This is a genomic window from Stenotrophomonas sp. GD03777 (genome assembly GCF_029842485.1).
Taxonomy (GTDB): Bacteria; Pseudomonadota; Gammaproteobacteria; order Xanthomonadales; family Xanthomonadaceae; genus Stenotrophomonas; species Stenotrophomonas sepilia.
In genome coordinates, this window is sequence record NZ_JAOCGL010000149.1 from 1 (window position 1) to 7,077 (window position 7,077).

Here is a 7,077-nt window from a genome sequence, read left to right on the forward strand (position 1 = left end):
GGCCACCGTCGGAACGGGGTCAGATCCCTTTTCACCCCGTGAAAAGGGATCTGACCCCTGCCTGTCGGCCTGTCTCACAAGGTGAGACACCGGGCTGGCATTGTCGCCCATTGCCCCCATCTGGTCACCTCGGTAGGCTGACCGATTGCCGTTCCCTGCTGGCCCGGCACCCAGCCAACGCCCCCACAACCGGATCCCCCATGGCGATGGATTTCATCCGCATCCGCGGCGCGCGGACGCACAACCTGAAGAACCTCGACCTCGACCTGCCCCGCGACAAGCTGATCGTGATCACCGGCCTGTCCGGCTCGGGCAAGTCCTCGCTGGCGTTCGACACCATCTATGCAGAAGGCCAGCGCCGCTATGTCGAGTCGTTGTCGGCCTATGCGCGCCAGTTCCTGAGCGTGATGGAAAAACCGGACCTGGACCACATCGAGGGCCTGTCCCCGGCGATCTCGATCGAGCAGAAGTCGACCTCGCACAACCCGCGTTCGACGGTCGGCACGATCACCGAGATCTACGACTACCTGCGCCTGCTGTACGCCCGCGTAGGCACCCCGCGCTGCCCAGACCACGGCTACCCGCTGGAAGCGCAGACGGTCAGCCAGATGGTCGACCAGGTGCTGACCCTGGACCCGGAACAGCGCTACATGCTGCTGGCGCCGGTCATCCGCGACCGCAAGGGCGAGCATGCCCAGGTGTTCGACCAGCTGCGCGCGCAGGGCTTCGTGCGCGTGCGCGTGGACGGCGAGCTGCATGAGATCGACGCGGTGCCGCCGCTGGCGCTGCGCCAGAAGCACACCATCGAGGCGGTGATCGACCGCTTCCGCCCGCGCGAGGACATCAAGCAGCGCCTGGCCGAGAGCTTCGAGACCGCGCTGAAGCTGGGCGACGGCATGGCCTCGGTGCAGAGCCTGGACAACACGGAAACCGCGCCGACCCTGTTCTCCTCCAAATACTCCTGCCCGGTCTGCGATTACTCGCTGCCGGAACTGGAGCCGCGCCTGTTCTCGTTCAACGCACCGATGGGCGCCTGCCCCGGCTGCGATGGCCTGGGCATGGCCGAGTTCTTCGATCCCTCGCGCGTGGTGGTGCACCCCGAGCTGTCGCTGGCCGCCGGCGCGGTGCGCGGCTGGGATCGCCGCAACGCCTACTACTTCCAGCTGATCGCTTCGCTGGCCAAGCACTACCGGTTCGACGTCGACGCGGCCTGGAACTCGCTGCCGGACAAGGTGCAGCAGGCCGTGCTGTACGGCAGCGGCGACGAAGCTATCACTTTCACCTACTTCACCGAAGCCGGTGGCCGCACCCAGCGCAAGCATCGCTTCGAGGGCATCATTCCCAACCTCGAGCGCCGCTACAAGGAAACCGAATCGCCGGCGGTGCGCGAAGAGCTGTCCAAGTACATCAGCGAACAACCCTGCCCGGAATGCCATGGCGCGCGCCTGAACAAGGCTGCACGCAATGTGTTCGTGGCCGACCGCCCGCTGCCGGAGCTGGTGGTGCTTCCGATCGACGAGGCGCTGAAGTTCTTCAGCGAGCTGAGCCTGCCGGGCTGGCGTGGCGAGATCGCGGCGAAGATCGTCAAGGAAATCGGCGAACGCCTCGGCTTCCTGGTCGACGTGGGCCTGGATTACCTGACCTTGGAGCGCAAGGCCGACACCCTGTCCGGTGGCGAGGCGCAGCGCATCCGCCTGGCCAGCCAGATCGGTGCCGGCCTGGTCGGCGTGATGTACGTGCTCGACGAACCGTCGATCGGCCTGCACCAGCGCGACAACGAACGCCTGCTGGGCACCCTCACCCGCCTGCGCGACCTCGGCAACACGGTGATCGTGGTCGAGCATGACGAGGACGCGATCCGCCTGGCCGACTACGTTCTGGACATCGGCCCGGGCGCAGGCGTGCATGGCGGCGAGATCGTCGGCCAGGGCACCCTGCAGGACATCCTGGAGGCACCGCGCTCGCTGACCGGCCAGTACCTGTCGGGCAAGCGCGCGATCGAGATCCCGGCGCGCCGGCACAAGCCGAACCCGAAGATGACCCTGCACCTGCGCGGGGCCAGCGGCAACAACCTCAAGGGCGTGGACCTGGCGATTCCGTCGGGCCTGCTGACCTGCGTGACCGGCGTGTCCGGCTCCGGCAAGTCGACCCTGATCAACGACACCCTGTTCTCGCTGGCCGCCAACGAGATCAACGGTTCCTCGCACCCGATCGCCCCGTACAGGGAGATCGATGGCCTGGACCTGTTCGACAAGGTGGTGGACATCGACCAGTCGCCGATCGGCCGCACCCCGCGTTCGAACCCGGCCACCTACACCGGCCTGTTCACTCCCCTGCGCGAACTGTTCGCACAGGTGCCCGAAGCGCGTGCACGCGGCTACTCCCCGGGCCGCTTCAGCTTCAACGTGCGTGGTGGCCGCTGCGAGGCCTGCCAGGGCGATGGCCTGATCAAGGTCGAGATGCACTTCCTGCCGGACGTGTATGTGCCGTGCGATGTCTGCCACGGCAAGCGCTACAACCGCGAGACGCTGGAGATCCTGTACAAGGGTTTCAACATCAACGACGTGCTGGAAATGACCGTCGAGGATGCGCTGAAGCTGTTCGAGCCAGTGCCGTCGATTGCACGCAAGCTGGAAACGCTGGTCGACGTCGGCCTGAGCTACATCAAGCTGGGCCAGAGCGCGACCACGCTGTCCGGTGGCGAAGCGCAGCGCGTGAAGCTGTCCAAGGAACTGTCGCGCCGCGATACCGGCCGCACCCTGTACATCCTCGACGAGCCGACCACCGGCCTGCACTTCCACGACATCGAAGCGCTGCTGGGCGTGCTGCACAAGCTGCGCGACGAAGGCAACACGGTGGTGGTGATCGAGCACAACCTGGACGTGATCAAGACCGCCGACTGGATCGTCGATCTGGGTCCGGAGGGTGGCCACCGCGGCGGCACCATCCTGGTCACCGGCACGCCGGAAGACGTGGCGGCCTGCCCGCAGTCGTACACCGGCCAGTTCCTGGCCCGCATGCTGCCCTCCACCAGCGCGCGCCCCGAGCAGCCGGCCGCCGTGGCCAACAAGCCCGACGCCCGCCCCCCGCGCAAGATGAAGCCCGAGAAGCCGGCCAAGGTGGCGAAGAAGGCCGTGGCCGCCAAGAGCACCGGCAAGGCCAGCAAGAGCACGTCGAAGAAGAAGGACGCCTGATGAGCAGCGAACACAAGATCCTGGCCCGCATCCCGATCAGCGTGCGCTGGCGTGACATGGACAGCATGGGCCACGTCAACAACGCCAAGTACATTTCCTACCTGGAAGAAGCGCGCGTGCGCTGGATGCTGGGCGTGGACGGCGTGTCGATGACCGACCGCATCGCCCCGGTCGTGGCCGCGACCAACGTCAATTACCGGCTGCCGATCGTGTGGCCCAACGACATCGTGGTCGAATTGTTCGTCGAGCGCCTGGGCAACAGCAGCGTGACCATCGGCCACCGCATCGTCGACCAGCAGGACGCATCGAAGCTGTACTCGGATGGCAACGTGGTGGTGGTCTGGATGGATACCCAGACCGGCAAGAGCGCGCCGCTGCCTGAGGCGATCCGCAACGCTTCCACCTGAAGGTAGTGCCGGCCGCTGGCCGGCAACCTCCAGACGCTTCGCGCATGCCGGCCAGCGGCCGGCACTAGCGATCCAATTCAAAGGACTGACATGATCCACCAGACTGAACTGAGCGACCTGCTGCCCGGCATGGTCCCCTTCCCCACCGACGTCTTCCCCGCCGACCAGGCCTGGCTCGGCCAGCATCTGCTGCCGCTGCTGAAGATCGACCTCGGTGTGCTGCGCCCGGAACTGGCCGGCCAGGTGGCGACGATGCTGTGCCCGATCGAGCCGTACGACGGCTGCATCGGCGAAACCACCGAAGAACACCACAACGATTTCACCGCCACCAACTGGATCGCCTTCGAGCTGACCGCCGGCAACCAGATGCGCTTCCTCGGCAACGAGGGCTATTTCATCGGCGATGCATTACAGGACAAGGACGCGCAGGAACACATTGCGCAGATGCGCGACAGCTACGCCAAGGCCCGCGACTACCACGCCATGCATGGCCGCCTCGCCTGCTACTCGCGCTACGGCAAGGGTGATGCCAGCGAGCGCGATTATCTGGATACGCTGGGGGGACAGATTTCCTGTGGCAACTGGATCGAAACGGCCGATATTCCTGCCGCCTTCACCCTGGAATTCACCGACGCCGCCAACGACCGGCATGCTCCAGATGATGCCGAACTGGCGATCATCCGCCGCGATGGCCACAAGTTCTTCGCCGTCGCCGAAGTCGCCGGCTACAACTGGTGCGCCACCGGCGCCGACGCGATCGTGATGCTGTATGAGCCGGTGAGCCGCACGGTGCTGTTCTCGTACGACTGGTCGTAAGACCCTGCGGCAGTGCCGGCCGCTGGCCGGCATTTCCTGTTTTTGCCGGCCAGCGGCCGGCACTACCATCCCGCTACGGCGCGGCCTTGCGGACGGTCAACGTCGCGCTCGCTTCGCCACCGCCTTCCAGCTGCAGCCGCAACGGCAGCGCCTGGCCTTCCTTCAGCGCGCCCTTGCCCTGCATCAGCATCAGGTGCAGGCCACCAGGCTTGAGTTCGGCACGCGCGCCGGCTGCCAGCGGCAGGCGCTCGATCGCGCGCATCCGGCTGACGCCATCGACGATCGTGGTCTCGTGCAGCGACACGTCGCCGAAACTACTGCTGGTCGCACCGGTGATCACCACCGCCCTGCTGCAGCCGTTGTGTATCACGCCATAGCCGGCAGTCATCGGCATCGCCGGATTCGGTGGCAACCGCGCCCAGCCCTGCTCCACCGTGACGCAGCGTGATTCCGCAGCCGAAGCCGATGCTGCGGCCGCACACAGCACCCACAGTACGCCAACGAATGGTTTGGTTATCATCGCCCAGGTTCCTTCTTCGCAACGAGACCGCAGCATGACGACGCTCATCGAGGTGATCAACCACGGCCCCATCCGCGAACTGCGCCTGGCGCGGCCGCCGGTCAATGCACTGGACACCGATCTGTGCCGGCAGTTGATCCATGCCATCGAACTGGCCATGGCCGAAGACGCGCACGGCATCGTGCTGTCGGGCAGCGAGCGCATCTTCACCGGTGGAATGGACGTGCCGCACCTGCTCTCGCATGGCGATGACAAGCACAAGCTGCTGGACACCTGGAACGCTTTCTTTGGCGCCGTGCGCACACTGGCCGAGAGCCGCATCCCGGTGGTCGCAGCGATTACCGGCCACGCGCCGGCCGGCGGCTGCGTGCTGGCCCTGTGCTGCGACTACCGGGTAATGGCGCGCAGCGCCGATCCGTCGCGGCCGTATGCCATCGGCCTGAACGAGGTGCAGGTGGGCCTGATCGCGCCGGAGGGCATCCAGCGCCTGCTGCGCCGTGCGGTGGGCGTGCACCGCGCCGGCGTGCTGCTGACCACCGGCTCGCTGGTGCCGGCCGAACAGGCGCTGCAGATCGGCCTGGTCGACGAGCTGGCTGAGGGTGACCTGGTGGTGGCCCGCGCCGTGGCCTGGCTGCAGAACCTGCTCAAGCAGCCTCGGCAGCCGATGCTGCTGACCCGCGCCATCGCTCGCGCCGACCTGCACGAAGCGCTGCACCCGGACCTGATCCAGCTGGACCGTTTCGTCGAGGCCTGGTTCGCCCCGGACGCGCAGAACGCCCTCCAGGCCCTGGCGGCGCGCCTGGGCAAGTAGCGGTTGCCCCGCCCGGGGTCAGATCCCTTTCGCCGGGCGAAAGGGATCTGACCCCTGACCGGTATAATCGGGGCCTTCTCATTGCTGTGGCCGCCCCCTTGAACGACACGCCCGAACCCGTCGTCTCCGAGCTGATCGACCTGCTCACGCTGGAGCGGCTGGAGGACAACCTGTTCCGCGGGCAGAGCCGCGACATCGGCACCAAGTACGTGTTCGGTGGGCAGGTGCTGGGCCAGGCCCTGGCTGCGGCGCAGGCCACGGTCGACAACGGCCGCCACGTGCACTCGCTGCACGCCTACTTCCTGCGCGCCGGCAACATCGACCACCCGATCGTCTACGACGTGGACCGCACCCGCGATGGCGGCAGCTTCTCGGTGCGACGGGTCACCGCGATCCAGCACGGCAAGGTGATCTTCTTCTGCGCGGCCTCGTTCCAGCAGGCCGAGACCGGCGCCGAGCACCAGCACAAGATGCCTGAAGTGCCGCAGCCGGAAGACATCGAACCGAACCGGCCGCTGCCGGCCGAAGTGCTGGAGCGGCTGCCGATCAAGGTGCAGCGCTGGCTGTCGCGTGGCGGCCCGTTCGAGTTCCGCCACGTCTACCCGCGCGACGAGTTGAACCCGCCCAAGCGCCCGCCCTACCACCAGGTGTGGCTGCGCCTGAGCGAGCCGGTCGGCGATGCCCCGGAGCTGCACCAGGCGCTGCTGGCCTATGCCTCCGACTTCCACCTGCTGGGCACGGCGACCTTCCCGCACGGCATCAGCTACTACCACCCGCACGTGCAGATGGCCTCGCTCGACCACGCAATCTGGTTCCACCGCCCGTTCCGCGCCGACGACTGGCTGCTGTACTCGCTGGACAGCCCCAGCGCGCAGGATTCGCGCGGCCTGGCCCGCGGCCAGTTCTTCACCCGCAACGGCGTGCTGGTGGCCAGCACTGCGCAGGAAGGCCTGATCCGCGTGGTTCCCGACCAGGCTGCGGCCGCCGCCGTGCCGGCCAAGGAGTAACCCATGCGCCAGATCTTCAGCAGCCAGCGCGTGGAAACCGTCGAAGGCGTGGCCGAGCTCCTGCGCGGGCATGGGATCGACGTCAAGGTGACCAACGGGCGCTCGTACAAGACCCGTCGCCGCGGCCAGTTCAGTTATACCGACCTGGGCAACGCCAACGCCTATCCGGCGGTATGGATCGTGCGTGCCGACGACCAGCCGCGCGCGCGCGAAATCCTGCGCGAGGCGCGCCTGCTCGACACTACCCGCCGTGACCACCCCACCGCCGAATTCGCCTTCCGCGACGCGCCGGAACCGGGCAGCGGCGGCCGCAGCTGGGCCT

The 7,077-nt window shown here is 67.1% G+C and carries 6 protein-coding genes and 1 pseudogene; 6 read left to right on the forward strand and 1 reads right to left on the reverse strand.

Annotated elements, in window-relative coordinates; genetic code table 11:
• Positions 1 to 200: 200 nt before the first annotated feature.
• The 3 genes from uvrA to N5E02_RS19400 all read left to right on the forward strand — a co-directional run bounded on the left by uvrA (position 201) and on the right by N5E02_RS19400 (position 4,417).
• Positions 201 to 3,194 carry an excinuclease ABC subunit UvrA gene (uvrA, locus tag N5E02_RS19390; protein WP_065185989.1) on the forward strand — a complete coding sequence of 998 codons (2,994 nt, stop codon included), beginning with the start codon at positions 201 to 203 and terminating at the stop codon, positions 3,192 to 3,194.
• Positions 3,194 to 3,601, forward strand: a complete 408-nt coding sequence (locus N5E02_RS19395) for a thioesterase family protein (protein ID WP_065178106.1) — start codon at positions 3,194 to 3,196, stop codon at positions 3,599 to 3,601. Before uvrA ends, N5E02_RS19395 begins: the two co-directional genes overlap by 1 nt.
• A 90-nt stretch (positions 3,602 to 3,691) precedes the next feature.
• On the forward strand, positions 3,692 to 4,417 hold the full coding sequence (locus tag N5E02_RS19400; protein WP_065196549.1) for an enolase: 726 nt from the start codon (positions 3,692 to 3,694) through the stop codon (positions 4,415 to 4,417).
• Between the two features lie 73 nt (positions 4,418 to 4,490).
• On the opposite strand, the gene N5E02_RS19405 is transcribed toward N5E02_RS19400, so the two are convergent.
• Positions 4,491 to 4,937 carry a copper chaperone PCu(A)C gene (locus N5E02_RS19405; RefSeq protein WP_065178108.1) on the reverse strand — a complete coding sequence of 149 codons (447 nt, stop codon included), beginning with the start codon at positions 4,935 to 4,937 and terminating at the stop codon, positions 4,491 to 4,493.
• A 34-nt stretch (positions 4,938 to 4,971) separates the two neighbouring features.
• Here N5E02_RS19405 and N5E02_RS19410 point away from each other — a divergent pair, with 34 nt between their 5' ends.
• The 3 genes and pseudogenes from N5E02_RS19410 to N5E02_RS19420 all read left to right on the forward strand — a co-directional run.
• On the forward strand, positions 4,972 to 5,748 hold the full coding sequence (locus N5E02_RS19410) for an enoyl-CoA hydratase/isomerase family protein (RefSeq protein WP_005415699.1): 777 nt from the start codon (positions 4,972 to 4,974) through the stop codon (positions 5,746 to 5,748).
• 98 nt (positions 5,749 to 5,846) lie between these two features.
• Entirely contained in the window at positions 5,847 to 6,755 is a 909-nt protein-coding gene (gene tesB, locus N5E02_RS19415) for an acyl-CoA thioesterase II (RefSeq protein WP_005412623.1), read from the forward strand.
• A 3-nt stretch (positions 6,756 to 6,758) separates the two neighbouring features.
• Positions 6,759 to 7,077, forward strand: a pseudogene (locus N5E02_RS19420) (pathogenicity-like protein); the annotation flags it as partial.